At 72.4% G+C, this 25,282-nt stretch carries 16 protein-coding genes and 7 pseudogenes; 14 read left to right on the top strand and 9 right to left on the bottom strand.

Translation table 11 applies throughout. The features are described from left to right. Nucleotides 1–8: 8 nt before the first annotated feature. Entirely contained in the window at nucleotides 9–641 is a 633-nt protein-coding gene (upp, locus tag GA0070619_RS00110; RefSeq protein WP_088946162.1) for a uracil phosphoribosyltransferase, read from the bottom strand. Between the two features lie 123 nt (nucleotides 642–764). On the opposite strand from upp, the gene deoC reads away from it, so the two are divergent. The 10 genes and pseudogenes from deoC (at nucleotide 765) to GA0070619_RS00060 (ending at nucleotide 12,263) form a co-directional block, all read left to right on the top strand. Beyond that, nucleotides 765–1,724 (top strand): deoxyribose-phosphate aldolase, encoded by a 960-nt coding sequence (deoC, locus tag GA0070619_RS00105; protein WP_088946161.1) that lies wholly within the window; start codon nucleotides 765–767, stop codon nucleotides 1,722–1,724. 6 nt (nucleotides 1,725–1,730) lie between these two features. After that, nucleotides 1,731–3,161, top strand: coding sequence for an aldehyde dehydrogenase family protein (locus GA0070619_RS00100; protein WP_088946160.1), 1,431 nt, complete (start codon nucleotides 1,731–1,733; stop codon nucleotides 3,159–3,161). Further along, on the top strand, nucleotides 3,154–3,978 hold the full coding sequence (locus GA0070619_RS00095) for an aldehyde dehydrogenase family protein (RefSeq protein ID WP_088946159.1): 825 nt from the start codon (nucleotides 3,154–3,156) through the stop codon (nucleotides 3,976–3,978). Before GA0070619_RS00100 ends, GA0070619_RS00095 begins: the two co-directional genes overlap by 8 nt. A 177-nt stretch (nucleotides 3,979–4,155) precedes the next feature. Next, nucleotides 4,156–4,626: a BlaI/MecI/CopY family transcriptional regulator gene (locus GA0070619_RS00090; RefSeq protein WP_088946158.1), complete on the top strand. Its 471-nt coding sequence runs from the start codon at nucleotides 4,156–4,158 to the stop codon at nucleotides 4,624–4,626. Between the two features lie 10 nt (nucleotides 4,627–4,636). After that, a complete protein-coding gene (locus GA0070619_RS00085; RefSeq protein ID WP_088946157.1) occupies nucleotides 4,637–5,542 on the top strand; it encodes a M56 family metallopeptidase in 906 nt (301 codons plus the stop codon). 200 nt (nucleotides 5,543–5,742) lie between these two features. Then, nucleotides 5,743–6,996 carry a cytochrome ubiquinol oxidase subunit I gene (locus tag GA0070619_RS00080; RefSeq protein WP_088946156.1) on the top strand — a complete coding sequence of 418 codons (1,254 nt, stop codon included), beginning with the start codon at nucleotides 5,743–5,745 and terminating at the stop codon, nucleotides 6,994–6,996. Between the two features lie 26 nt (nucleotides 6,997–7,022). Next, nucleotides 7,023–8,030 carry a cytochrome d ubiquinol oxidase subunit II gene (locus GA0070619_RS00075; protein ID WP_088946155.1) on the top strand — a complete coding sequence of 336 codons (1,008 nt, stop codon included), beginning with the start codon at nucleotides 7,023–7,025 and terminating at the stop codon, nucleotides 8,028–8,030. After that, nucleotides 8,027–9,703 (top strand): thiol reductant ABC exporter subunit CydD, encoded by a 1,677-nt coding sequence (gene cydD, locus GA0070619_RS00070; protein WP_088946154.1) that lies wholly within the window; start codon nucleotides 8,027–8,029, stop codon nucleotides 9,701–9,703. The genes GA0070619_RS00075 and cydD overlap by 4 nt, the downstream gene beginning before the upstream one ends. Next, nucleotides 9,700–11,489 (top strand): annotated as a pseudogene (gene cydC, locus GA0070619_RS00065) (thiol reductant ABC exporter subunit CydC). Before cydD ends, cydC begins: the two are co-directional and overlap by 4 nt. A gap of 69 nt (nucleotides 11,490–11,558) precedes the next feature. Continuing rightward, nucleotides 11,559–12,263, top strand: a complete 705-nt coding sequence (locus GA0070619_RS00060) for a permease prefix domain 1-containing protein (protein WP_088946153.1) — start codon at nucleotides 11,559–11,561, stop codon at nucleotides 12,261–12,263. Nucleotides 12,264–12,314: 51 nt separating this feature from the next. On the opposite strand, the gene GA0070619_RS00055 is transcribed toward GA0070619_RS00060, so the two are convergent. Then, entirely contained in the window at nucleotides 12,315–12,656 is a 342-nt protein-coding gene (locus tag GA0070619_RS00055; protein ID WP_088946152.1) for a PadR family transcriptional regulator, read from the bottom strand. A 160-nt stretch (nucleotides 12,657–12,816) separates the two neighbouring features. On the opposite strand from GA0070619_RS00055, the gene GA0070619_RS00050 reads away from it, so the two are divergent. After that, nucleotides 12,817–13,773, top strand: a complete 957-nt coding sequence (locus tag GA0070619_RS00050) for a DNA primase (protein ID WP_088946151.1) — start codon at nucleotides 12,817–12,819, stop codon at nucleotides 13,771–13,773. A gap of 39 nt (nucleotides 13,774–13,812) precedes the next feature. After that, nucleotides 13,813–16,341, top strand: a pseudogene (locus GA0070619_RS33720) (transposase). Nucleotides 16,342–16,605: 264 nt separating this feature from the next. On the opposite strand, the pseudogene GA0070619_RS00040 reads toward GA0070619_RS33720, so the two are convergent. The 5 genes and pseudogenes from GA0070619_RS00040 to GA0070619_RS33185 form a co-directional block, all read right to left on the bottom strand. Next, nucleotides 16,606–17,133, bottom strand: a pseudogene (locus GA0070619_RS00040) (GTP-binding protein); the annotation flags it as partial. 32 nt (nucleotides 17,134–17,165) lie between these two features. Then, nucleotides 17,166–17,536, bottom strand: a pseudogene (locus GA0070619_RS00035) (DUF742 domain-containing protein). An 84-nt stretch (nucleotides 17,537–17,620) separates the two neighbouring features. Continuing rightward, nucleotides 17,621–18,025, bottom strand: a pseudogene (locus tag GA0070619_RS00030) (roadblock/LC7 domain-containing protein). Then, on the bottom strand, nucleotides 18,022–19,431 hold the full coding sequence (locus GA0070619_RS33190; RefSeq protein ID WP_231927213.1) for a hypothetical protein: 1,410 nt from the start codon (nucleotides 19,429–19,431) through the stop codon (nucleotides 18,022–18,024). The pseudogene GA0070619_RS00030 and the gene GA0070619_RS33190 overlap by 4 nt, the downstream one beginning before the upstream one ends. Then, nucleotides 19,410–21,635 carry a sensor histidine kinase gene (locus tag GA0070619_RS33185; protein ID WP_231927212.1) on the bottom strand — a complete coding sequence of 742 codons (2,226 nt, stop codon included), beginning with the start codon at nucleotides 21,633–21,635 and terminating at the stop codon, nucleotides 19,410–19,412. The genes GA0070619_RS33190 and GA0070619_RS33185 overlap by 22 nt, the downstream gene beginning before the upstream one ends. Before the next feature lie 479 nt (nucleotides 21,636–22,114). On the opposite strand from GA0070619_RS33185, the gene GA0070619_RS33180 reads away from it, so the two are divergent. Continuing rightward, nucleotides 22,115–22,432: a hypothetical protein gene (locus GA0070619_RS33180; RefSeq protein WP_231927211.1), complete on the top strand. Its 318-nt coding sequence runs from the start codon at nucleotides 22,115–22,117 to the stop codon at nucleotides 22,430–22,432. 24 nt (nucleotides 22,433–22,456) lie between these two features. Here GA0070619_RS33180 and GA0070619_RS00015 read toward each other — a convergent pair. Beyond that, nucleotides 22,457–23,529, bottom strand: a pseudogene (locus tag GA0070619_RS00015) (adenosine deaminase). A 105-nt stretch (nucleotides 23,530–23,634) separates the two neighbouring features. Here GA0070619_RS00015 and GA0070619_RS00010 point away from each other — a divergent pair. Beyond that, nucleotides 23,635–24,504, top strand: coding sequence for a putative RNA methyltransferase (locus GA0070619_RS00010; RefSeq protein ID WP_088946150.1), 870 nt, complete (start codon nucleotides 23,635–23,637; stop codon nucleotides 24,502–24,504). Nucleotides 24,505–24,506: 2 nt separating this feature from the next. Here the strand turns inward: GA0070619_RS00010 and GA0070619_RS00005 are convergent. Next, nucleotides 24,507–25,186 (bottom strand): annotated as a pseudogene (locus GA0070619_RS00005) (DUF4272 domain-containing protein). Between the last annotated feature and the right edge of the window lie 96 nt (nucleotides 25,187–25,282).

Below are 25,282 nucleotides of genomic sequence, written 5' to 3'. Positions count from 1 at the left end.
TGTCGAACTCAGAACCGGGGCATGCCGCCGAACTGGCGGTCGCCGGCGTCCCCGAGCCCGGGAACGATGAACATGCTGTCGTTGAGCCCCTGGTCGATCGAGGCCGTGACCAGGCGCAACGGCAGGCCGGAGCGTTCCAGCCGTTCGATGCCGACCGGGGCGGCGAGGACGCAGAGCACTGTGATGTCGGTGCAGCCACGGTCGGCGAGCAACCGGCAGGAATGCTCCAGCGAGCCACCGGTCGCGAGCATCGGGTCGAGCACCAGCACCGGCAGCCCGGACAGGTCGCGGGGCAGCGACTCCATGTACGCGCGCGGCTCGTAGGTCTCCTCGTCGCGGGCCAGGCCGACGAAGCCCATCGAGGACTCGGGCAGCAGGCCGAGTGCGGCGTCCGCCATGCCGAGGCCGGCCCGCAGCACCGGCACCAGCAGCGGCGGGTTGGCCAGCCGGGTGCCCTCGGTGCCGGTGACCGGCGTCTGCACCTCGTACCGCTCGACGGGGAAGGAGCGCGCCGCCTCGTACACCAGCATGGTGGTCAGTTCGTGCAGCGCCGCCCGAAACGTCGAGGAATCGGTGCGCGCGTCCCGCATGGCGGTCAGCCGAGACTGCGCCAGCGGGTGGTCAATGACGTGTACGTCCACGATCGCTCAACCTACCGGTCCGTTCGGCGCGGTGGTGTCGGTGCGGTCGGACCAGCGACGCCGCTCACGTCGAGCCCGCCGTGACCAAGATCACTCAGCCGTCCGGTGCGTAGACTTCTCGCCATGACGGCGACAACGACGTCGGCCCGGTCGGAGCTCTCCGAGCTGGGACGATCCGAGACCGCTCTGCGGACCTTCCTGCACGGGCTTCCCGGCGTGGACCAGGTCGGCGCGGAGCAGCGGGCGGCACAGCTCGGCACCCGATCCATCAAGACCACCGCCAAGGCCCAGGCGATCGACCTGGCGATCCGGATGGTCGACCTGACCACCCTGGAGGGGGCGGACACCCCGGGCAAGGTGCGCGCGCTCGCCGCGAAGGCACTGCGCCCGGACCCGGCCGACCCGTCCTGCCCGCACGTCGGCGCGGTCTGCGTCTACCCGGCGATGGTCCCGCACGTGGCCGAGGTGCTGCGCGGAAGTGGCGTGCACCTGGCCAGCGTGGCGACCGCGTTCCCGTCCGGTCAGGCGCCGTTGGAGATCAAGCTGGCCGACACCCGGGCCGCCGTCGCGGCCGGCGCCGACGAGATCGACATGGTGATCAACCGGGGTGCGTTCCTGGCCGGGCGCTACAAGGAGGTCTACGACGAGATCGTGGCCACCAAGGAGGCCTCCGGGGACGCCCACCTCAAGGTGATCCTGGAGACCGGCGAGCTGGCCACCTACGACAACGTGCGGCGGGCCTCCTGGCTGGCCATGCTGGCCGGCGGCGACTTCATCAAGACCTCCACCGGCAAGGTCCCGGTCGCGGCGACACTGCCGGTGACCCTGGTGATGCTGGAAGCTGTCCGTGACTTCCGGGCGGCCACCGGGCGGCAGGTGGGCGTGAAGCCCGCCGGTGGCATCAAGACCACCAAGGACGCGATCAAGTACCTGGTGATGGTCAACGAGACCGTCGGCCCGGACTGGCTCGACCCGGACTGGTTCCGCTTCGGCGCGTCCAGCCTGCTCAACGACCTGCTGATGCAGCGCACCAAGCTGACGACCGGCACCTACTCCGGTCCCGACTACTTCACCCTGGACTGATAGCCGATGTTCGAATACGCCCCCGCCCCCGAGTCCCGCTCGGTGGTGGACCTCAAACCCTCGTACGGGCTGTTCATCGACGGCGCGTTCGTCGATCCGACCGACGGTGGCAGCTTCAAGTCGATCAACCCCGCCTCCGAGGAGGTGCTGGCCGAGATCGCCGAGGCCGGCGCTCAGGACGTGGAACGCGCGGTGCGTGCCGCCCGCAAGGCGTACGACAAGGTCTGGGGTCCGATGCCGGGCCGGGACCGGGCGAAGTACCTGTACCGGATCGCCCGACTCATCCAGGAGCGCTCCCGCGAGCTGGCCGTCCTGGAATCCCTGGACAACGGCAAGCCGATCCGGGAGTCCCGGGACGTCGACCTGCCGCTGGTCGCCGCGCACTTCTTCTACTACGCCGGCTGGGCCGACAAGCTTCCGCACGCCGGTTTCGGTGCCAACCCGCGGCCGATCGGCGTGGCCGCGCAGGTCATCCCGTGGAACTTCCCGCTGCTCATGCTGGCCTGGAAGATCGCCCCGGCGCTCGCCGCGGGCAACACGGTGGTGCTGAAGCCCGCCGAGACCACCCCGCTCACCGCGCTGCTCTTCGCCGAGATCTGCCAGCAGGCCGACCTGCCGGCCGGTGTGGTCAACATCGTCACCGGCGCCGGCGACACCGGCCGCGCACTGGTCGAGCACGCAGGCGTCGACAAGGTCGCCTTCACCGGCTCCACCGAGGTCGGCCGGGCCATCGCCCGATCCGTCGCCGGCACCAGCAAGAAGCTCACCCTGGAGCTGGGCGGCAAGGCCGCCAACATCGTCTTCGACGACGCGCCCATCGACCAGGCCGTCGAGGGCATCGTCAACGGCATCTTCTTCAACCAGGGGCACGTCTGCTGCGCCGGCTCCCGACTCCTGGTGCAGGAAAACGTGGCCGACCGCGTGCTGGAGTCGCTGAAGCGGCGGATGGCCCAGCTCCGGGTCGGTGACCCACTGGACAAGAACACCGACGTCGGCGCGATCAACTCGGCCGCCCAGCTGGAGCGGATCCGCGAGCTGTCCGACGCCGGCTCCGCCGAGGGCGCCGAGCGCTGGTCACCGCCGTGCGAGCTGCCCGACCGTGGTTTCTGGTTCGCGCCCACCATCTTCACCGGGGTCACCCAGGCCCACCGGATCGCCCGCGAGGAGATCTTCGGCCCGGTGCTGTCGGTGCTCACGTTCCGCACCCCGGCCGAGGCCGTCGAAAAGGCCAACAACACGCCGTACGGCCTGTCGGCCGGGATCTGGACCGACAAGGGTTCCCGGATCCTGTGGATGGCCGACCGGCTGCGCGCCGGCGTGGTCTGGGCCAACACGTTCAACAAGTTCGACCCCACCTCGCCGTTCGGTGGCTACAAGGAGTCGGGTTACGGTCGCGAGGGCGGCCGGCACGGGCTGGAGGGCTACCTCAATGTCTGAGCGGGTCGCGGTACGTAAGACGTACAAGCTCTTCATCGGCGGGAAGTTCCCGCGCAGCGAGTCGGGACGGTCGTATCTCGTGCAGTCCTCGAATGTGTCACTGGCCTCCCGCAAGGACGCCCGGGACGCGGTGGTCGCCGCCCGCGCCGCCGTGAAGGGCTGGGCCGGCGCGACCGCGTACAACCGGGGTCAGATCCTCTACCGGGCCGCCGAGATGCTGGAGGGCCGCCGCGAGCAGTTCGTCGCCCTGGGCGTGCCCGGCGACGAGGTGGACGCCGCCGTCGACCGCTGGGTCTGGTACGCCGGCTGGGCCGACAAGCTCGCCCAGGTGTACGGCGGCGCCAACCCGGTCGCCGGCCCGTACTTCAACATCTCCGCGCCCGAACCGACCGGCGTGATCGCCGTCGTCGCCCCCGAGCGCCCGGCGCTGCTCGGCCTGGTCAGCGTGATCGCCCCGGCGATCGTCAGCGGCAACACGGTGGTCGTGGCGGCATCGCCCTCCGAGCCACTGGCGGCGGTGACGCTGGCCGAGGTGCTGGCCACCTCCGACCTGCCCGGCGGGGTGGTCAACATCCTCACCGGCGCGATCACCGAGACCGCGCCGGCGTTGGCGGCGCACATGGACGTCAACGCGATCGACCTGACCGGGGTGACCGACACCGCGCTCGCCACCGACCTGGAGGTCAGGGCGGCGGAGAACCTCAAGCGGGTGCTCCGACCGGCCCCGGCCGACCACGACTGGTCCGTCGACCCGGGTCTGGCTCGGATGACCGCGCTGCTGGAGACGAAGACTGTGTGGCATCCCAAGGGGGTGTGAGTCCTCCTCGGCCTTTGGGTTGCCGCGGGCCGGGGGCGCGGTCAAGATCTGCGCAACTTCGGGGGTGTTGCTGCCTCCAGCGCCTTGGAGGCAGCAACATCCCTGTTCTTGTGCGGATCTTCGGGTGGGGTGGGCTCGGGGGCGTGGGGGGTCTACTACCGGGGGTAGGATTGCTTCGTGACTCGGTTGGGCGATCTTGAGCGTGCGGTGATGGACGTGTTGTGGGACGTGGTCCCCGGCACGTCGGACGGTGTGACCGTGCGCGAGGTGGCCGACGCGCTCGACGGCCGCGAGTTGGCGTACACCACGGTGATGACCGTGCTGGACCGGCTCGCCGGCAAGGGCATGGTGCAGCGCGAGCGCGAGGGTCGGGCCTGGCGCTACCGGCCGGCGGCGAGCCGTGAGGCGCACATCGCCCAGCTCATGCTCGACGCCCTCGACCTGGGCGGCAGCCGGGACGCCGCACTCGTGCGGTTCGCCCGTTCGGTGACCGGCACCGAGGCCGAGGTGCTGCGGGCGGCCCTGGGGAGCGAGGCCGGCCTGACCGGTCCGGGTTCCACCAGCGGCGACCCGGGCGACACCGAGCTGACCGACCGCCTGGACGGGCCGACGGGCCGGCGAACCGCCGGCGAGGCAGCGGAGCGGTAGGACCCACGCCATGGCGTACGCCGTGCACTTCGCCGCCACCATGCTGGCCTGCTACCTGACGGCTCAGGTGCTGGCCCGCTCCACCTGGACGTGGCGCAGCCCCCGGGTGGCGATCATCTGCTGGCAGGCCGTCGGGTTGGCGGTGGGTCTCTCGGCGATGGGCCTGCCCATGGCGCTCGGGCTGAGCGCGTACGACCTGCCGACCGGCAGCGCGCTGCTCGCCCTGGCCAACGACCTCGCCCACGGCACACTGCCGATCGGGGTGAACACCTTCCACCTCGCCGGCGTCGGGGTGGGCTTCGGCATCGGCGCGGTGCTGGTCGCCACGACCGTCCGCAGCATCCACGGCACCGTACGCGCCCAGCGCCGGCACCGGGACCTGCTCTCCCTGGTCGCCCGGGACGATCCGGCCGCCCCCGGCGCGCTGGTGCTGGATCATCCGAGCGCCGCCGCATACTGCCTGCCCGGGGTGAAGCCGCAGGTGGTGGTCAGCGCCGGCACTCTGAGCCTGCTCGACCGCGCCGAGCTGGCCGCGGTGCTCAGCCACGAGCGCGCGCACGCCCACGAGCGGCACGATCTGGTGCTGCTGCCGTTCACCGCGCTGTGCCGGGCGTTGCCGTGGTTCGGCTGGGTCCGCGACGCCCACGAACGGGTCGCCCTGCTGGTCGAGATGCGCGCCGACGACAAGGCCCGTGAGCTGCACGCGGAAGCGCCGCTGGCCGGAGCGCTGCGCCGCTTCGCCGCCGCCGGTCACCGGATCACCCCGGCCGGCGCGCTGGGCATGGGCGACCGGGATCTCGACGTACGGGTCCAGCGCCTCCTGGTCACCGACCGGCCGCCCCGGGTGCTCGGCGCCACCGCCCTCGCGGTGGCCAGCACGCTGGTCGCCCTCCCGGTCACCCTCTTCCTGTCCTGACCTGAAATAGCACGTCACACGCCGCGCCCCCGCATGGGTGCCGCGCCGCCGTGTCCCGCCGCAAGAGCGCGATCTTCCAAACCCATGACTACTACGTGCTGTAGTACCGTCTTCTACGACGTCACGTAGTAGACAGACGTGTAGAGAAACTACGTGTAGGGTGGCTACGACAAGGGAGCCAACACTACGGAGAGCCGGCCATGGACACCCTGCTCCTCGCCCGCCTGCAGTTCGCCACCACCACCTCGATCCACTTCCTCTTCGTGGTCGTCACGCTCGGGCTGGTCACCCTGCTGGTCGGGATGCAGACCGCCTGGGTGCTCACCGGCAACCCGAAGTGGGAGCGGCTGACCCGCTACTGGGGTCAGCTCTACGTGATCAATTACGTGCTCGGCATCGCCACCGGCATCGTGATGGAGTTCCAGTTCGGGCTGAACTGGAGTGGCCTGTCGCGCTACGTCGGCAACGTCTTCGGCGCGCCGCTGGCCATCGAGACGCTGGTGGCGTTCTTCCTCGAATCCACGTTCCTCGGGATGTGGATCTTCGGCTGGCACCGGCTCGGTAAGGGTGTCCATCTCGCGCTGCTCTGGGGCGTGGCCATCACCGCGTACGCCTCGGCGTTCTGGATCATGGTGGCCAACTCCTGGCTGCAACACCCGGTCGGTTACGAGGTACGCGACGGCATCGCCCACCTCACCGACTTTGGCGCGCTGCTCTCCAACCCCAGCCTCGGCATGGCGTTCGGGCACGTGGTCTCGGCCGCGTTGCTGGTAGGCGGGATGCTGATGGCGGCGGTCAGCGCCTGGCACCTGATCCGGCGTACTCCCGACTTCGTGCTCTTCCGCACCTCGCTGCGGATCGGCCTGGTCACCTCGGCGCTGGCGATCAGCCTGGTGCAGGGCTTCGGCTTCGCCCAGTTCGGCCCGGTCGGCGGCGTGCAGCCGACCAAGTTCGGCGGCCAGAGCCCGGAGGCGCAAGCGCTGATCGCCGACTGGACCACCCGGTTCGGCCCCGGCGACTACACGCCACCGGTGCTGGCCAGCGTCGGGCTGGGCTTCATGATCCTGATCGGCTTCACCCTCGGCTGCGTCTGGTTGCTGCTCCCCCTGCTCTTCCGGGACTGGATCATCCGGCTGCGCTTCCCGCTCTGGCTGGTCCTGCTCGCCCTGCCGCTGCCGTTCGTCGCGGTGGTCCTCGGCTGGATCGCCCGCGAGGTCGGCCGCCAGCCCTGGGTGGCGTACGGGCTGCTCCCCACCGAGCAGGCCGTGTCCCCGGTCGGCGCACCGGTGATGCTCGCCTCGCTGATCGGGTTCAGCCTGCTGCTCGGCACCCTCGCCGTCACCAACTGGGTGCTGCTCGCCCGGCACGCGGCGCGGGGCGCGGCCGATCCGGCACTCGGCCGCCCACCAGCGCCGCCGAGTGAGTCGACCCACCCCGAACCCGCGCTCGTCTGAGGCACTGAGGAACTGAGGAGAACACCGTGGACCTCGCCTGGTACGCCCTGCTCGGCCTCTTCTTCACCGGCTACCTGGTGCTCGCCGGCTACGACTACGGCGTCGGGCTGCTGCTCGCCCGCGGTGGCGGCCCCGCTCTGCGGAGGGAGGCGCTCACCGCGCTCGGCCCGTTCTTCCTCGGCAACGAGGTCTGGCTGGTGGCCGCCGTGGGCATCCTCTTCGGTGCGTTCCCGGTGCTGGAGGGCGAGTTGCTCTCCGGCTGCTATCCGGCCGTGGCCGGTGCCCTGGTCGGCGTCATCCTGGTCACCGTCGGGGTGCAACTGCGTAGCCGGCCCGCCGACGAACGGATCCGCGCGCGCTGGGACCGCGTCGTGATGATCGGCAGCGCACTCGCCGCAGTGGGCTGGGGGGTGGTGCTCGCCGCGCTGCTCCAGGGCGTGCCCCGTCAGGCCGACGGGCACGTCGCCGGGGTGTCGCACCTGGCCACCCCGTTCGCAGCCACCGTCGGGCTGGCCATGGTCGCACTGGTCGCGGTGCACGGAGCGACCTTCCTCGCGCTGCGTCTGTCGGCCGACGCCGCCGCAGTGGTCGGCCGCACGGCCCGCCGACTGGTGCCGGTGGCGCTCACCGCGGTCGCCCTGGCCACCGTCGTGGGCCTGCTCTCCTCCCGGGTACGCGACGCCGTCCAGCGGCCGGCGGTGGCCGTACTCCTGCCGGTGCTGCTCGCGGCGGCGCTGCTGGCGGCCCGCGCGGCGCTGGCGCGGCGGCGGCCGGGGTGGGCACTGGCCGCAACCGGCGCGGCCCTGGCGCTGCCGGTGGTGCTGGTCGGGGCGGCTCTCTGGCCCTATGTGCTGGTCTCCACGACCGACCCGGGCGCCTCGCTGACAGTGACCGACGCCGCTGCGAGCGCACCGACGCTGCGGCTCCTCGGCTGGGTGGCGCTGCCGCTACTTCCGGCCCTACTAGGCTTCCAGGCGATGTGTTGGTGGGTTTTCCGAGGACGGACCGACGGCAGGGCACCGGTGTACTGGTGAAACGCCGTCCGTTCGACCCGCGTCTGCTGCGCCGGGTCCCTGCGGCCCGGCGCGATCTTGCCGTGCTCGCGCTCCTCGGTGTGCTCGCCGCCGGGTTGATCGTGGCGCAGGCCACCGCCCTCGCGGCGGTGCTGGCCACGGCGATCGACGGTCGACTGGATCGGCCGGCGCTGGGCGCCTTCATGGTCGCGGTCGCTGCCCGCTCGGCGCTGGTCTGGGCACAGGGCACGGTCTCCGCGCGGGTCGCCGCCACGGTCAAGGCGACGCTGCGGGCCGACCTGCTCGGCGCGGTCGGCCGCCATGGTCCTGGCTGGGTGGCCGGGCAGCGGGCCGGTCAGATCGCCACCCTGGCCGGGCGCGGGCTGGACGCGCTGGACGCCTACTTCACCGGATACCTGCCCCAACTGGTGCTCAGCGTCACCGTGCCGCTGGCGGTGCTCGCCCGGGTCGTCTTCGCCGACTGGAGCTCGGCGGTGATCATCGCGGTGACCCTGCCGCTGATCCCGGTCTTCGGCGCGCTGCTCGGCTGGCAGGCCCAGGCCGCCACCGAACGGCAGTGGCGGCGGCTCTCGCTGCTCGGCGGGCACTTCCTGGACATGGTCGCCGGGTTGCCCACGCTGCGCGCGTTCGGGCGGGCCCGGGCACAGACCGAGGTGGTGCGCCGGATGGCCGACGGGCACCGCGTCGCCACCATGAAGACACTGCGGATCGCGTTCCTCTCCGCGCTGGTGCTGGAGCTGGTCGCCACCCTCTCGGTGGCACTGGTCGCGGTGCCGGTCGGCATCCGGTTGCTCGGCGGCGGGCTGGCCCTGCAGACAGCGCTGCTGGTGCTGCTGCTCACCCCGGAGGCGTACCTGCCACTGCGGGCCGCCGGCAGCCGCTTCCACGCCAGCATGGAGGGGCTCGCCGCGCTGGACGAGGCGCTGACCATCTCGGCCGCGCCCACCGCGCCCCGGGCCGCCGAGGGCGCCACCGTCCCGGACGCGCGACGTGACATCCGGTTCGAGGGGGTGACCGTTGCGTACGAGCGGACCACCGCCCTGCGTGACGTGACCCTGACCATCCGAGCCGGCGAACGGATCGCCATCATCGGGCCCAGCGGCGCCGGCAAGAGCACGTTGCTCGGCCTGCTGCTCGGCTTCGTGACCCCGACCAGCGGCCGGATCACGGTGGACGGGGTCGACCTCGCCACGGCCGACCCGGACGCCTGGCGTCGACAACTCGCCTGGGTGCCGCAGCGGGCCCATCTCTTCGCCGCCTCGCTGGCCGACAACATCCGGCTCGGCGCACCGGACACCACGCCCGACGCGCTCGCCGCGGCGGTGCACGACGCCGCTCTGGACGACGTGGTGGCCGGCCTGCCGGACGGCCTGGACACCCTGCTCGGCGAACGCGGCCACGGGCTGTCCAGCGGGCAGCGGCAGCGCGTGGCGCTGGCCCGGGCATTTCTGCGGTCCGCCCCGGTGGTGCTGCTCGACGAACCCACCGCCCGCCTGGACACCGCGGCCGAGGCGGTGGTGCTCGACGCCACCCGCCGCCTGGTCGCCGGGCGCACCGCGCTCCTGGTCGCGCACCGACCGGCGCTGCTCGCCGACGCCGACCGGATCCTGCGGGTCGAGGACGGTCGGGTCACCGAGCTGACGCCCGAACCGACCGGGAAGGCGACCCGATGAGCACGGAACACGGACCGGAGGCGGTCGCCGGCGTGGCATCGGGCGGGCGGACCGCCGCCGAGCGCGCCGTGCTGCGACTGGCCCGCCCGTACCTGGGTCGGCTGGTCGGTGCCGGGCTGCTCGCGGCCGCCACCGAGTTCGCCGGGCTCGCCCTGATGGCCACCGCCACCTGGCTGTTGATGAGCGCCGCCGGCCAGCCTCCGCTGGACCGGCTCACAGTGGCGATCGTCGCTGTCCGGGCGCTGGCGATCAGCCGTGGCGTGTTCCGCTACACCGAACGGCTCGCCGGGCACGACGCGGTGCTCCGCATGATCACCGACGTCCGGGCCCGGGTCTTCGCCACCCTCGCCGCCCGGCGTGGCGCCGCGCACCGGTCGGGGGACGTGCTGAGCCGGCTGGTCTCCGACGTCGAGGCCGTCCAGGACCTGCTGCTGCGTGTGCTGGTCCCTGGGTCGGCGGCGGCCCTGGTCGGTGTGCTGGCGGTCGGCGTGGCGGCGCTGATCTCACCACCTGCCGCCGGTGCGCTCGCCGTCGGGCTGCTGGTCGCCGGAGTGGCGCTGCCCGCTCTGGCCACCGCTGTCACCCGCCGCAGCGCGTCCCAGGTGGCACCCCTGCGCGGCGCACTGGCCACCGACGCGATCGACCTCACCCACGGCGCAGCCGACCTGGCCGCGTTCGGAGCCACCGACGTCACACTGCGTGCCGCAGCGCAGCGGGCCCGCCGGCTGGCCCGCCTGGAACGTCGGCTGGCCGCCACCGGGTTCGCGGTGGACGCGGCCGGGGTGCTGACCGCCGGGCTGACCGCCGCGGCGGTGGTGCTGGCAGCGCTGGCCGCCGACGTGTCGGGGTGCTGGTGGGTGTCCTGGCCGTCGGCGCGCTGGCCGCCGTCGAGGTGACGCTGGCACTGGTCACGGCGGCCCGGCAGTGGACGCAGTTGCGGCCCGGTCTGGCCCGGGTGGCCGACCTGCTGGACGCCGGCACGCCGGCTTCCCCGCCCACGACCGGTATGACGGACCTGGTCGGCCCCCACGAGCTGCGCTTCGTCGACGTGACAGTGCGGTACCGGGCCGGTGCGGCACCCGCCCTCGACGGCGTCAGCCTGGACCTGCCGCCGGGGCGGAGGATCGCGGTGGTCGGCCCGAGCGGCGCCGGCAAGAGCACCCTGGCCGCCGTCCTGACCGGCACCGTCCAACCGGTGTCCGGGCGGGTCACCCTCGACGGTCACGACCTCTCGGCGTACGCCGAGGAGGCACTGCCGCGGGCGGTCGGCGGCCTGCTGGCCGAGGCGTACGTCTTTCACGCCACGGTGCGGGAGAACCTGCTGCTCGGGCGGGCCGGGGCCGACGAGGAGGCACTGACGGCGGCCACCGCCGCCGCGGGCCTGCTGGACTGGGTACGCGCCCAGCCGGCGGGTTGGGACACGCTGGTCGGCGAGGAGGGCGGGCAGCTCTCCGGTGGCCAGCGGCAGCGGCTGGCGCTCGCGCGGGCCCTGCTCGCCGCGCCGCCGGTGCTGGTGCTCGACGAGCCCACCGAAGGTCTTGATCCGGCCGCCGCCGACGCGGTGCTCGCGTCCGCTCTCGCCGCCACCCCCGCCGGGCACTCGGTGCTGCTGATCAGCCACCGGCTCAGCGGGCTGGCCGAGCTGGACGAGATCGTCGTCCTCGACGGCGGCCGGGTGATCCAGCGCGGCCGGCACGCCGACCTGGTCGCCGCCCCGGGCTGGTACCGGGACCAGTGGCTGCTCCAGGCTGCGGCCGAGCGGGGTTACCTGGCCCTCGCCCCCTGACCGGGGCTCGGGGACGGACCAGGGTTCTCCCCGACGTCAGGACTCCCTGACCCGTGGCAGGGTGGTGCCATGCCGCACCGTGAGGACGTGTTGGTCGACGAGCACCTGCGGGAGTTGGCCGCCCGGTTGCAGGGGCCGGCGCGACTCAAGTCCGACCTGCTCACCGAGGCCCGGCACGGGCTGTTGGACGCCGTGGAGGCGTACCGGGAGAGCGGTGTGCCGTCCACGGAGGCGCAGCGCCGGGCCGTGGTCGAGTTCGGCTCGCCGGCGCAGGTCCTTCCCTCCTGGCAGGCCGAGCTGGCGGTGGGCGCTCTGCGCGGGCTCTCCCTGCGGATGCTGGCGATCGCCGGGGTCGGGGTGGTCGCCGGGGATCTGACCTGGCGGGGGTCGAGCTGGAGCAGCGGCCCCCGTCCACCGGCCGGCTACCAGCTGCTCGCCAGCTCGGTCGACTGGATCTGGATGGGTTCGCTGCTGCTCGCGGTGGCCGGTCTGCTGGTGGTCGCGGCGAGCGCCCGTTCGACACGTCCGGGTCTGGCCCTGGTGCAACGCGCGGTGGGCGCCGGCCTGACCGCCATGCTTGCTCTCGCCATGATCGCCGGCTGCGCCCTGTTCGCCTGGTCGATGACTCTCTGGGACGACGCGCTGCGCTGGCCACCGATGATCATCGGTGCGGTGCTGGTGGGCGGCGCGTACTTCTCGCTGGCCCGTGCGGTGCGCGGCTGGCTGCAGGCCACCGCCCGCCGAGCGGAGTCGCTCACCAGCGTGGCCCACTGAGCCACGTCGCCGGTGCCCCGGTCCCGCCGGTGGTCGCCAGCTCGACCGGGGTCAGGCCGGGGTGGTGGGCGGGCTGCCGGGGTCGAGGAACCGGCCGACGGTCAGCTGGAAGTCGCGCCAACCCGCGCGCTCCCCGGCCAACGCTCCCCGGCCGGAATCGGTGAGCTCGTACGTCCGTCGTTCCCTGCCGTTGACGGTGCTCCAGGTGCTCGCCACGTGCCCGGCGCGTTCCAGCCGACGCAACGCCGGATAGATGGTGCCGGTAGGCAGATCCAGAGTGCCGTCGCTGCGCGCGCGCAACGCCTCGATGATGGCGTAGCCGTGCAGCGCGCCCTGTTCGAGAACGGCGAGCAGCAGAGCGTCGAGATGGCCGTGCAACGCCTGGGCCTTCATACGTAGCTACGCTACTTGTCGAACGGTCAGATCGCCAGCGCCCACCACCAGCAGGTCGAATCCGTGCGCCAGCCGGCCACCGGGGTGCGGGCATCGGTCACCCAGGGCCGCCGACTAGGGTATGTGCCCAGAGTCACTCGCCGGTCAGAGACCCCGGCGGGTGGGCAACCCGAAGCACACGGAGGTCAGCGTGGCCCGCCAGTCGCCCCAACGGCCCGACGCCGACGAGCCCGAGCTCGACGACACCACCGGCGCGGTCGAGCCAGATGAGACCGACGGCCCCTCGGCCTCGGTCGACCGTGCACTCTGGGACGAGCTGCGCATCGACCCGGTGGAGATCGCCCTGCCCGCCGGCACCGGCTTCACGCTGCGGGCATACCGGCCGGCCAGCTCGCTGACCCCGACCGACGTGACCGAGCGCGACCTGGACGACCCGTTCCTCGCCCGACGTCAGGTGATCGAGGAGGAAGAGGACGACGAGACCGTCGTCATCCTCGACGAGGACCTGGCCGAGGAGTTCGCCGACGACGAGGACGAGTCGAAGCGCCGCCGACGCGACGGCGCCACCGACACCGACGCGGCCGACGACGAGGCCGAGGCCGACGAGGACGCCACGGACGAGGCGGACGACGAGGAGGTGCCGGTCTTCCTCAGCAACCAGGGCAAGCTGCTGCTGTTCAAGACCCCCGAGTCGTTGGTCAGTTTCATCCGGTCCGGTGCGCCAAACGATCTGTCCCAACTGGACAGCTGGAATGAATTGTCCGAACGGGTGGAGCCCGCGGATATCGCGCCCCTCGACGAGGACACCTACGAGCTCGACCTCGTCGTGGAGAACCTGCGCGGCGGGCACGACTCCTGGGATTCGACCCTGCTGATCGAGGCCGGCGAGGTCGCGCGTGACCTCTCGTACGCATTGCGGCTGCCTGCGGTACTCGACATGCTCTCCGCCGGCTCCAGCCTCGACGACCTGGACGAGGCGCTGCGTGCCACCGCCAACGGTGGGATCGGCGCTTTCATGGGTCGGCGGCGGCTGAAGAAGATCGGTGCGCAGACCGCGAGTTTGGGTTGGCGCACCATTGTCGGCAAGATCTCTGCGGTGGTGGACTGGCGCGACTGACCCGTACCGGGGAGCATCAGTTGCTGGCAGAGGAAAGACCTGTCCCGGGAGGAGGACGACGCCGTGGCGCTCGTGCGCGTTTACTGCGGTCTGGCCTCGGCGGATCCGGCTGACCGACCGGCCTCCGCCGGATCGACGCTGACGTCCGCTGTGGTCGACGACGCAGGCCGTCTGCTGCATGTCTGCGAGATCAGCGACGAGGCCGCTGGCTACGCCCAGCTCGTCGCGCTGCTCGTGGAGCGGTCGGGCGGGCCGAGCGGTGCGGCCATCGCCGCCGACAGCGACGACCACACGGTCATCTCGCTGTTGAGCGCGGCGGGTCGGCCCCTGGCGATCGCCGACGACGACTCGGTGGACGACTTCGCCGAGCGGTTCGCCGACGACGACTCCCTGGAGGAGATGCAGTCGCCTCCGGCCGAACGACGGGCCGTCGGCCTGGCCCCGCGCGTTGCAGGCGGGCGCGCTCTCCGCGGTCACCCTGCCGGCACCCCGGGATCTCGCCGGCTACAAGCAGGTGCTCGCCGCGCACGCCGCGCTGGCCACCGGCCGACACTCCGCCGCCGTGGCCCTGCGCGAGGTCCTGCGCGAGCTCTACCCGGCAGCTCTGCGTGCATACCCGGACCCGGCCGAGCCGGTCTCGCTGGCGGTGCTGGACGCGCTGCCCGAGCCGGGCATGCTCGGCGGCACCGTCGCCCGGGGCCGCGAGGTGTCGGTCGCGGCGGACGCCATCGCCGCGCACCTCGCCGCCCGACGGGGTGGCCGACGCCGACGAGATCAACGAGGCGGTCACCGCTCTGCGGGTCGCCATCTCCGAAACGCCGCGGCGCGCCGCGGTCAACCGGGCGCTCACCTCCGCGGTGGCCGAGACGTCCGCCAGGCCGTCGCTTCGGTGCGGGCCTGCGACGCAGGCTGTGAGGCCCTGGTCAGCGCGCTCGGCTCGCGGGTGACCGCCCCCTGCCCAGGCACCCGGCCGCCGTGCCGCCGCCCGCCGTGGCGAGTCGGTCGGCGAGCTGGCCGGGATGGCCGGCAACGGCGCCCGCCGTGGCGAGCCAGCCGGTGAGCCGACCGGGCTGGCCGGCACCGGCGCCGGGCTGCGGTCGCTCCGGCCCACCCCGGCCGCCGACCCCGCACCGCCGTCGGGCGACGCAGCCGCCCCGAGCCGATCCCCGGTAACGCGCCGCTCGCGTCGCCCCGCCCACTCGGGCCGCCCCCGGTCGCCCCGGCTCCGGTCACGCCGCCGCCGGTCGCGCCCGCACCGATGGCCCCGGCCGCCATGGCCAAGCCGCCGTCGTCCACGCTTCCCGGCCGCGCCGAGCCGGCGCCCAGCCGGATCGACGGTCCGACCAACCGACCGGTCTCCTCGCCGCCGCCCCCGCCGCCCGGGATCACCCCGATCGCACCGGCACAGCGCGGCATGGTGCCTCCGGCCGAGGCGGGCGAGCCGTTCCGGCCGACGCTGACCACCGCCGCGATCACAACGCGCGGGGCCGAACGGCAGCGGACGGTCATTCCTCCCGCCCCAAGACGAACGGCGAGCCCCGGCCGAGCCATCTGCAACGCCCGGTGGACGAGCCACCCACGGGCGGGTTCAGCGCCACCGATCTCAGCATCCCGGTGCCGATCCCCGTCCTGGCCAGGAGGCCGCCGCACCCCCCGGTTCCCGCGCCAACTGGCCGCTGGTCAACAGCCCGGAGGACCCGGCCGACAGCTCGCCGAACAACCCGGTGGCCTACCCGTACGGTGGCAGCCGCGGCATCGAGGCCCCGACCGACCCGGGTCGGGCCGACGGTCGGGTCACCCCGCCCTGGTTGGCGGACGACCTGCCGCAGGAGCCGCCCATGCTGCGACTGGTGGAGCCACCGCCACTGGCCGACCGGGCGCTGCGCGAGGGGCTCAACCCGTCTGCGGACGCGCACCTGGAGACCCCGCCGCTGCGGTTGGTCGACCGGGAGTTGGCCGCTCGCGGCGGCCGACCGCCGCTCGGCCCGACCGTGCCAGAGCACCGCCGCCGAGGGCCGGAGTCGCGGCCTCATTGGAGCCTCGCACGCCCTCGCTGGAGCAGCGGACGCCGCCGATGGAGCGCCGGACCCCTCCGTTGGAGCGCCGGACGCCGCCGGTCGAGCACCGTCCGCCACCGGTCGCCGACGAGGGTGACGGCGACCTGCTCTTCGCGCAGGCCAAGTCGGCCTGGTTCGTCGGCCGAGGAGTCCGACCTGGACTGGTCGACCACGGCCGACACCGGCTGGCAGGCCGCAGAGCAGGCCGCCCGCCCCGCGGTCGGCGCCGAGACCAACGCCGGGCTGCCGAAGCGCGTGCCTCAGGCCAACCTGGTCCCTGGTTCCCCGCTGCGCGAGGAGCGTCCATTGCGGATAGCGCGATGCGGCAAGCCTCGCGCGGAACACCACCGGCTACTTCCGTGGTTGGCGTCGCGGCCAGGAGATCGGCGGTTTCGCGGTGGGTGGTCGACCCGGCCGCGAGGCGGCCGGTGGCTGGGACTTCAGCCGGGACCACGGCGACCGCGACGACGACCGGGAGTACGAGTACCGCTCCGCCGGTTACCAGTCCTGACCCTCGTCACACGCGACAGCGCCCTCAGTCAGCTGACTGAGGGCGCTGTCGCGTGTGCAGACGTGCCCCTGGACGCGGCAACGCCGCCTCTCGAAGCCCGCAGCTCAACGGCCCAGGGTGCGGGGGCCGGTGGCTTCCAGGGCCTCAGGAGACGGCGTAGAGCGCGCGCCGACGTAGGGGCGTCGGCGAGCAGGGTAGTGCTCCCGGTGGCGGCCTGAGCCACCACCGGGGTGCGGCGTCCCGATCAGGCCGGGGCGGGCGCGCGCGCATGGTGAGCACGTACTCGACCAGCGAGATCAGCACGTGCTTCGTCGACTCCCGTTACGGGCGTCGCAGGCCACCACGGCACGTCGCTCGAGATCGCCAAGGCGTCCGAACGTCCTGCGGGTCGTGGTACTGCATCCCGTCGAAGCAGTTGATCGCCACCAGGTACGGAGGCGTCGGTGCTCGAAGAAGTCGATCGCCGCGAAGCAGTCGGCCAGCCGGCGAGTGTCACCAGCACGACCGCGCCGATCGCACCCCGAACCAGTTCGTCCCACATGAACCAGAATCGGGTCTGACCGGCGTACCGAACAGGTACAGGATCAGGTCACGGTCGATCGAGATCCGGCCGAAGTCCATGGCCACCGTGGTCGTCGTCTTGCCCGGCACCTGCCGGGTATCGTCGACGCCCACGCCAGCGGAGGTCATGATGGCCTCGGTGGTCAGCGGCGTGATCTCCGAGACCGAGCCGACCAGCGTCGTCTTACCGACGCCGAATCCACCGGCGATAACGATCTTCGCCGACGTCACGCGGCGCTCGGGTTCGGCGGCGGTGCGACATGTCAGAGCCTGCGAAGTCCACTCAGCACCTCTCCAGCAGTTCAGTGCCCACCGCGTCGTCGGAGTCGTCCAGGATGGTCGGCTCGTGGACCGCGACCAGGCCGTCCTCGCCATGTCGGCGATGAGCACCCGGCCACACCGAGCGGGAGCTGCAGCCGCGCCGCGATCTCCGCGAGCGATTGCACGCGTCCGTCACACAGCGCGGCGATGTACTGGTGTTCGCGGCCACCACCGTTGCCACTGGCAGCGGTGCGGCCGCGCACCGTCGTCTCGACGAGCGCCTCCAGCGCGATGTCGAGCCGGGACGGGTACGGCCACGGGTCACGGCGTATGGACGGACCAACGCTCCGGTCGGTTCGTCACGATCGGCCATCTCGCCGCTCACCTCCTTCGTACCGTTACCGGCTCCACCGGTGAAGCCGTCGTTGTCGTTGTTGCGTTGGTGCCGACCTCACGATCAGCGGCGGGGCGTCAGCCAGCATGCCGCAGCCGCACGCGGCTGCGGAGTCAGTGCGTCGCCCACCCGGTCGACCAGCAGCGCCATCTCGTAGCCGACTGGCCACGTCAGAGCTGCGGCGGCCAGCACGGCGAAGGACGACCATCCGAGATGGACATCAGGAACAGGAAGCCATTGTCCATCTCCACGACGGTCTGCAACACCGCGCTCCTCGAAGCAGCGGCTGCCCCTGGTCAGGCTGACCAGACCGAGGAGATCGGGCGAGCTGGTCGGCCCGGTCGCGCGGCAGGTCCGTGACGACGCCAGGAGAAGGCCGTCGGCCGAGACGGCGACCGCATGAGCGACACCGGGCACCCGGTCGGCGAAGTTGGCCAGCAGCCAACCAAGATCCTGCGTAGTTGTCATCCTTCTTGCTCCTTCTGCCGCTCCCGGCCACCGGCCTGAGCCAGACTGCGAGGATTGCCCTCCCGGAGTCGCCTCCGGGCTGGTCGGGTTGTCCGAGGTGCTACGCCCTCGCTGCACGCCCGGTGGTAGGCGGAGAGCAGGCCACGGACCGCCTCCGGGGAGCGCCGCTGGACCGAGGTGGTGGGCTTCTCCACCGCGCCCGGCACCAACTGCGCCATCGGCTTGCGCTTCGGCAGGCCGGTCGTGGTGGTCTCGCTCACCGGCACCGCGCCGGCCGCCGCCGAGGCAGCACGCCAGCCGTCGTCGGCAGCGGTCTGCCAGCCGTTGGTCTGCGGTTGGGGCCGGCGGTTCGGCAGGCTCTCAGCGACGCTCGGGCGACCGCCCTCGTTCGCTGTGGAGCCGTTGTCCCGCGGCGCTCCTCCGGCCGTCGGAGTGTCTGCCATCGGTGTGTTACCTGTCGTCCCGGGTGGTGTCTTGTGGACTGCCCGACCGGTGGCCTCGACCGTAGCGAACTGCTGGGTCGCGGAGTCGCCGTTCGTCGCCGGCTGCGCGCCGGGTCCCGCTTCCTCCGAACCCGGACGGCGGGTACGGAACCAAGCCGACTCGAGCTCCCGGAAGATCGGCAGCTCCATCGTCTCGTCCGCGTAGCGCTGGCGGTTCTGCGCCTGCGGTTGCTGCGGTGCCGGCCGATTCTGCGGGGCCGGCCGATTCTTCTGCGGGCCGGAGCCGGAGCAGGAGCCGATGGCCGAGTCGGAGGCTGGGCTGCTGCGGCCGGCTGTTCGCCGGGTCGCGGCACCCGCGGCAGCTCCGTCGTCATGTCCAGGGCAGCGGCGAGCCGCTCGGGCACCGGCGGCGCCGAAGCGTCGCGGTCGGTACCCGGCACCGGCGGCCAGGCCGGCGGCGCGGGGTGCTGGGCGCCTGCGCGGGCGGGCCGACCGGGGTGCGAACCCGGCGAACGACTGGCTGGAGGCGGGCGGCACCGAGTAGGGCTGACCCGAATACGGCTGGCCGGACGCCGGCGACGCCGACACGGGCGACGCGGACACCGGCGGACCGGCGTACGGCTGCCCGGAGGCCGGGGCCGCAGAGACCGGCGGGCCGCCGTACGGGGCACCCGAGTAGGGCTGCCCGGAGTACGGCTGGCCGGAGGCCGGCGAGGCGGAGACCGGCGCGCCGGAGTAGGGCTGCGCGGAGACCGGCGGCGCCGAGTACGGGTGTGCCTCGGGGCTGCTCGGCAGCTGCCGTGGAATCGACGGCTGCTGGCCGGAGGTCGGGCTGTCGTCCCCGGCGCGACGCTGCGGCAGCGGGTCGATCGGCTGGCCGTTGGCGGTCCGCGGGGTGAACCCGTCACCACCGTTGACGCCGTTCGTCCCGGCAGCGCCGGTCAGGTCGGACCAGGCCGGCATCGAGCGGTAGCCACCGGAGTTGGCGGGGTGCCGGCACCGTTGCGCGAGGCGGGCTCGAACGGCCGACCGCCGAGAGTGACCTGGTTGCCGGACTCGCTCGGACGAGGGCCGTTGCCCAGCGCCGGCAGGGCGCCGAAGGCCGGTGCGGGCCCGTTCTGCTGGGGGCCACCGGCTGCGGGCAGGGCCGGGGGCTGCTGCACCCGACCGGAGAGCGCCCGGGGCACCAGCACCGAGGTGGGCAGTGTCACGTCCGCGACGGTGCCACGGTCGGAGCCGGGGCGCAGCTCCACCCGGACGCCGTGCCGGGACGCCAGTCGGGCGACCACGACCAGGCCCATCATCCGGGAGACGGCGACGTCCACCTGCGGCGGCGTCGCGAGCCGCTCGTTGAGGTCGTGCAACTGCTCGGCGCTGATGCCGATGCCGCGGTCCTCGACGTAGAGCGAGGAGCGGTCGCCGACCCGACGGGCCTCGACCATCACCTGCGAGTCGGGCGGAGAGAACGCGGTGGCGTTGTCGAACAGCTCGGCGACGAGGTGCACCAGGTCGTTGACCGCGTGCGCGGCGACCTCGATGTCGCGGTCGATGACGCCGAACTCGATCCGGGTGTAGTGCTCGACCTCGGACTGCGCGGCCCGCAGCACGTCGATGAGCGCGGCCGGCTCACGTTGCACACGGGTGGAGTCGGCACCGGCGAGCACCAGCAGGTTCTCGTCGTTGCGGCGCATCCGGGTGGCCAGGTGGTCGAGCTGGAACAGCTCGGCCAGCCGGTCCGGGTCCTCCTCGCCGCGCTCCAGCCGGTCGAGGTGCCCGATGAGGCGGTCGACCAGGATCTGTGAACGGCGGGCCAGGTTGACGAACATGGTCGCGACGGAGGCGCGCAGTGCCGCCTGCTCGGCGGCCGTACGGACGGCTTCCAGGTGGACGGCGTTGAACGCCTCGGTCACCTGGCCGAACTCGTCCCGGCTGCGGACCGGTAGTGGCTCGGCGATCTGGTTGGCCAGCTGCACCGGGGAGAGCTGCCCGACGACCTGCGGGTCACGCAGTCGGGCAACCGCCTGGGGTAGGCCGTACTGGGCGACGGAGAGCGCACCCTGCCGCAGCTCACGAAGTGAACGGGCCATGGAGCGGGCGACCAGGTACGCGAAGAGGATGGCCAGCAACAGCATGCTGAGCAGCAGGCCGGTCTCCAGGAAGACCTGGCGCTGCACGTCCGAGCGGAGACTGTTGGCCTCGTCGACCACTTCGCCGTCGAGCTTGGTCTCGACGTTGCGGATCAGCTTGGCGTTGGCCGTCATGGCGGCTTCCCACTGGTCCGGCCCGAACGGCGCGTTGCGCATGTCGCCGGTGGTGTTGCCGTCGATCCAGCCGGTGTAGTTCTGTGCCTCCCGGCGGTCGCCGCCCGCGACCGTCTGGTCGTGGAACTTCGCGTCGTCCGGGGTGGCGACGGCCTTGAAGCTCTGCAGCGCCTGCTGCTGGCCGGTGCCACTGGCGATGTAGTCGGTGCGCAGCGCCGGAGTGAGGCGCTTGCCGCCCTTCACACCCAGCGCGCGGTGCACCACGACCCGGCGTGCGGCGAGGAACTCCTTCTCGCGGGCGACCGCCGCGGCGGCGCGCATCCGGTCGCTCAGTTCGTTGTTACCGGCGAGCTGCGTGGCCGAGTCGCGGATGGCGAGCAGGTCACTGATCAGACCCTCGTACGCCTGCACGGTCTCGGTGAGCGCGAGCTTGCCGTTGAACACCTGGCTGCGGATGCCCGACAGGTCCTGCAGGTTCTGGTCGATGCCGTCGAGCAGACCTTCCAGGCTGCCCGGCAGGTCCTCGATCTCGGCACGCTGCTGCCGGTAGGGGGACGTCTCACGGTCCACCCGGGAGGTCACCCGGTTGTAGGCCTCCTGGTACTGCGCCGTCGGCTGCGTCCCGTCCGCCCCCAGCAGCAGCACGGCGGCAGTCCGCTCATCCTGCAGACTGTCGACCAGGCTGCCGGAATAGCTCGACAGGTTGGCCAGGTCGCCGGCTCGGTTGGCATTGTTGAGCGTCTCCACGTGGTCGACAAGACCACTGGTGCCCACCACGACCGTGGCGATGGTCGGCACGATCATGATGAGACCGAGCTTGGACCAGATCGGCATGTCCCGGAGCCGGCTGGCCGGCCGGCGCAGCCGCGACAGGAAGGAGCCCGCCGTCTTTGGCCGTTTGCTCACAACACCGCCCTCGCGATTACAGCTTCAACGCGTTGCCCCGGGCAACGCCCAGCGACCGACCCGGCGGGTCGGACCCCCGAGATTCCATCACGCCGGTCGACAAGAAGAAAGCCCAGGTTGTCACCGGCCGGAGGTGTGATGAGATGTTGATGCGATTTGATAGCAGTCCGTCTGGCCGGAGTAACTGAAGGTAATGGAACATCCGCACCGCGTTGTCCTGCTCGCCGGTCCTTCCGGCTCCGGAAAGTCGTACATAGCGCAGCAAACCGGTTTACCGGTGCTCTGTCTGGACGACTTCTACAAAGACGGCGATGACCCTACGTTGCCGCGACGAAACGGCCAGGTGGATTGGGAATCGCCGCAGTCCTGGGATGCCCCCACCGCTGTGGAAATCATTGCCCGACTTGCTCGGGAAGGCCGCGCCGATGTGCCGGTTTATGCGATCGGCGCAGACCGACGGGTGGCCACCCGGACATTTGATGTCGCCGGATCGCCACTTTTCGTGGCCGAAGGGATCTTCGCCGCCGAGATCGTCGAGGAATGCCGTCGCCGCGGACTGCTCGCTGGGGCGTACGCCGCTGCGCCGTCCGCGCGGGGCGACCTTCCTGCGCCGGCTCGCCCGGGACCTGTCCGAGCAGCGCAAGGCCCCCCGGGTGCTGGTCCGGCGCGGCGTGGCGCTGCTCCGGGCCGAGCCCGCGATCCTGCGTCGGCAGACCGGGTTGGGTGCGGAGGCGGCCCGCGCCAGGGAGGTGCTGCGCCGGGTGGCCGGCCTGCTCGCCGGCCACCCGCACGGCTGATGGTCAGGTCAGCACGGCTGACCGTCAGGCCATCAGCTTGGCGTACGCCGGCTTGATCACCTCGTCGATGATCCGCAGTCGCTCGTCGAACGGGATGAAGGCGCTCTTCATCGCGTTGATGGTGAACCACTGCAACTCTTTCCAGCCGTAGCCGAACGTCTCCACCAGCAGCGACATCTCCCGTGACATGGAGGTGCCGCTCATCAGCCGGTTGTCGGTGTTGACTGTGGCGCGGAAGCGCAGGTCGCGCAGCAGACCGATCGGGTGGTCCGCGATGGAGGCCACCGCGCCGGTCTGCACGTTCGACGAGGGGCACAGCTCCAGGGGGATCCGCTTGTCCCTGACGTACGCGGCCAGCCGGCCCAGCGTGCCGTCCGGGCCGATGTCGTCGACGATCCGCACCCCGTGGCCGAGCCGGTCCGCTCCGCACCACTGGATCGCCTGCCAGATCGACGGCAGACCGAACGCCTCACCGGCGTGGATGGTGAAGTGGAAGTTCTCCCGTTGCAGGTACTCGAAGGCGTCCAGGTGGCGGGTGGGCGGGAAGCCCGCCTCGGCGCCGGCGATGTCGAAGCCGACCACCCCGGCGTCCCGGTGGCGCACGGCCAGCTCGGCGATCTCCTGGGAGCGGGCGGCGTGCCGCATCGCCGTGAGCAGGGTGCCCACCCGGATGCTCAGGCCCGCCTCGACGGCCTGGGCGGTGCCCTCGGCGAACCCGGCCAGCACCGCCTCGACCACCTCGTCCAGGCTGAGATCCTGCTCCAGGTGCTGCTCGGGGCGAAGCGCACCTCGGCGTAGACCACCCCGTCGGCGGCCAGGTCCAGGGCACATTCGCGGGCGACCCGCCGCAGCGCCGGCGCGGTCTGCATGACCGCGACGGTGTGCGCGAACGTTTCGAGGTAGCGCTCCAGGGAGCCGGAGTCGGCCGCGGCCGCGAACCAGCGTCCGAGCGCGTCGGGATCGGTGGCGGGCAACTCGTGGCCCACCTCCGCGGCCAGGTCGACGATCGTCGCCGGCCGCAGCCCGCCGTCGAGGTGGTCGTGCAGCAGGGCCTTCGGAACCTTGACGATGTCCTCATACCGGATAGTTGCGACCATGCTCAGACCCTAGTCAGCGCCCCGGGCGGACCGGGACAGGGCCGCCGGGTGTCACGGCCTCCGATCCGGTGCACGTCTAAACTGAGCGGATGGAGTGCGCCTGACGTGGATCCCCGCATCCTCGACCGGCTGCGCTGCCCGGTCTGCGGCGAACCCCTGGGGCAGGCCATCGACACGAGCGCGCTGCGCTGCCCACGCCGGCACAGCTTCGACATCGCGCGCCAGGGCTACGTCAACCTGCTCACCGGTCGTGCACCGCACGTCGGTGACACCCCCGAAATGGTCGCGGCCCGCGCGGACTTCCAGGCCGCCGGGCACTACGACGTCATCTCGGCCGCTCTCGCCGCCGCCGCGACGGAGGCCGTGGCCCGGCTCGAACCGCCGGAGCCCGACGTCGGGGCGTACCCCCTGGTGGTGGATGCCGGCGCCGGCACCGGCCGGTACCTCGGCGCGGTGCTGGCGGCGTTGCCGGACGCCGTGGGTCTGGCCCTGGACGTGTCCAAGCCGGCGCTGCGCCGCGCGGCCCGCGCGCATCCCCGGGCCGCCGCGGCTCTCGCCGACACCTGGCAGCGGCTGCCCGTGGCGGACGCCTCGACGGCCGTGCTGCTGAACGTCTTCGCCCCGCGCAACGGCGCGGAGTTCCACCGGGTGCTCGACCCGGCCGGGACGCTGCTGGTGGTCACGCCCGACACCGACCATCTCGCCGAGTTGGTGGATGCCCTCGACCTGCTGCGGGTGGACCCGGACAAGGCGGACCGGGTGACCGGCAGCCTGGGCGGGCACTTCACCCCGGTCAGTTCGGCGGTGCACCGGGCGGAGCTGGCCCTGACCCGCCGGGAGGCCGCCAGCCTGGTCGGGATGGGCCCGAGCGCCTGGCACACCGACCCGGGCGCTCTCGCCGACCGGCTGGCCGCCCTGCCCGAGCCGGTCCGGGTGACCGTCGCGGTCCGGCTGGACGCGTACCGACCCCGCTGACCTCAGGTGGAGAGGTCGACCTCTTCCCAGCCGGGGGCTCGTCGTGGTACGGCCCGCGCAGGATCACCGCCCACTCCAGGGCCCAGCGCCGCTGCCCGATCGCGTTCGCGTCGACCAGGCCCGGTGCCCTCCGACCGTCGCGCTCGGTCTCCAGGTACGCCCAGTCCAGGCAGTAGTGCAAATCGAGCAGCGCGGCCGCGTCGGCCGGGTGCTGCGGCGCCGTGAGGATCCGCGAGCGCCAGTGCGGGAAGCTCTCCCCCTCGGCGATGTGCGGCAGCCGCTCGACCAGCCGCTCGTCCACGGCCAGGGTGGGGTCGAGCTGCTTGCTCAGCCCGAGCACCCAGGCCAGCGCGAACAGCGCGTCGTGGTGCAGCACGAACGAACGGTGGTCACCCTTGCCGCCCATCACGAACTGCCATTCCGGCGGGGTGACCATCTCGACCAGGTGTGAGCCGAGCAGCCAGCTCATCGCCGCCTGCGGGGGCATCCCGAAGCAGCGGGCCAGGATCAGGTGCAGCACCGCGATCCGCGCCTCGATCTCCGCCGTGGGGCGCAGCTCGATCCGGTCGCCCGGCTCCCAGACGAGGGGAAACTGGGCCGGCGGCAACGGCAGGCCGAGCCGGGACAACTCGTCCAGACTCGCCTCGCGCACCTCACGTGGGTCCGGGGCAGCAACGGTCACGGCGGATCTTCCTGTCTGCTCGCGCCGGCGCAAGGCCGGTTTTCCCCCCTTGGCCAGCGACAATAGCGCTCCCAGGTGACCGGCACCACGCCGCCC

Origin of the sequence: Micromonospora zamorensis, assembly GCF_900090275.1 — a bacterium.
Taxonomy (GTDB): domain Bacteria; phylum Actinomycetota; class Actinomycetes; order Mycobacteriales; family Micromonosporaceae; genus Micromonospora; species Micromonospora zamorensis.
Note: the sequence above shows the minus strand (reverse complement) of the source record. Positions and strands in the feature narration are given on the sequence as shown.